Origin of the sequence: Mesorhizobium sp. M7A.T.Ca.US.000.02.2.1 (genome assembly GCF_003996995.1) — a bacterium.
Classification (GTDB): domain Bacteria; phylum Pseudomonadota; class Alphaproteobacteria; order Rhizobiales; family Rhizobiaceae; genus Mesorhizobium.
Window position 1 is genome coordinate 1 of record NZ_RZTT01000733.1, and the last position, 1,510, is coordinate 1,510.

The 1,510-nt window shown below is 65.3% G+C and carries 2 protein-coding genes; both read left to right on the forward strand.

Annotated elements, in window-relative coordinates; genetic code table 11:
• The first annotated feature begins 89 nt into the window (after positions 1-89).
• Positions 90-1,154, forward strand: coding sequence for a DMT family transporter (locus EOD15_RS34100; protein ID WP_127323134.1), 1,065 nt, complete (start codon positions 90-92; stop codon positions 1,152-1,154).
• Positions 1,155-1,510, forward strand: a 356-nt coding sequence (locus tag EOD15_RS34105; RefSeq protein ID WP_127409292.1) for a DCC1-like thiol-disulfide oxidoreductase family protein, incomplete at its 3' end; no start/stop codon positions are given.

The window sequence follows — 1,510 nt, forward strand, 5'->3', positions numbered from 1 at the left end:
GAGTGGGCGCTGTTTCGCGACAACAAGTGCGTCGGGCCGAAGGCGGCCATGCGCCGCAAGTGACACACCTGCCATCATAGGGTGAGATCATGTCCGAACCGCATTCCCATTCGCATCTGTGGCCCGGCGTGCCACTCGCGCTTGGCTCGGCCGCCCTGTTCGGGGCGACGCCGCCGCTCAGCAAGCTGCTGCTCAATGGCGTCAATCCCTTCATGCTGGCCGGGCTGCTCTATCTCGGTGCCGGTCTTGGCCTCGCTCTGTACCGCCTGCTTCGGGGCAGGCAGGCCGTGGCCGGGGAGGCGCAACTGACCGCTGGGGATATTCCCTGGCTGGCGCTGGCGATCGGCATGGGCGGCGTTATCGCGCCGGTGCTGCTGATGTTCGGCTTGACCCTCAACACGGCGTCCAGTTCGGCGCTGCTGCTCAATCTGGAAGGGCTGGCGACGATGGCGATCGCCTGGCTCGTCTATCGCGAGAATGTCGACCGGCGCCTGCTTTTTGGCGCCTTCGCCATTCTGGCGGGTGCCATTCTTCTGTCGTGGCAAGGTGAGGGCGTCGCCTTCAACCGTGGCGCCCTGATGGTGGCGGGGGCTTGTCTGGCCTGGGGGATCGACAACAATTTCACGCGCAGGATCTCCGCCACCGACCCGGTGGTGATCGCCATGCTCAAAGGGCTGGTGGCGGGTGTCGTCAATGTCGGGCTGGCGCTTGCCGGCGGGGCCTTGTTTCCCCCGACGTCGGTCATTGCAGCGACCGCCGCAGTCGGTTTCTTCGGCATCGGGGTCAGCCTGGTGATGTTCATCGTGGCGCTGCGTCATCTGGGCACCGCCCGGACAGGGGCCTATTACTCGCTCGCTCCCTTCATCGGCGCGTTGCTGGCAATCGCCATCCTGGGTGACGCCGTCACGCTCAAGCTTGCGGCCGCCGGAGTTCTGATGGGCGTTGGCCTATGGCTGCATTTGTCGGAACGCCATGAGCATGAGCACGACCATGAGGAACTGGAACACGAGCACAGCCATGTGCATGACGAGCACCACCAGCACCATCATGACGGGCCGGTGAGCGAGCCGCATTCGCACTGGCACCGGCATGCCCCGATGCGCCACCGGCATCCGCATTATCCCGACCTGCACCACAGGCATGGCCACGGATAGATGCTGACCGTCTGGTACAACACGCGCTGCCCGGTCTGCGATGCCGGTATCAGCAGGCAGAAGCGGCGGCTGATCGAGGCGGTCAAGGCCGGGCGGATCGAGTTCCGAGACATCAATCTTGAACCGGCAGCGCTTGCCGGACATGGCGCCTCGCTTGACGACATCCGCCGCCGGCTGCACGCCACCGATGCGGCGGGCAGGCTGCTGGTCGGCGCCGACGTTGCCATCGCCGTGTGGAAGGTCACGCCAGGCGAGGGCTGGCTGGCGATGGTGTTCGGCAATCCGTTTATCTTGCCGCTGACACGCTTTGCCTACGACCGCTTCGCCGCTCTTCTCTATGCCTGGAACCGCCGCAA

Excerpts from the sequence above, each read along its gene's own strand:
- EOD15_RS34100 (WP_127323134.1), top strand. The coding sequence starts at position 90 with ATGTCCGAACCGCATTCCCATTCGCATCTGTGGCCCGGCGTGCCACTC.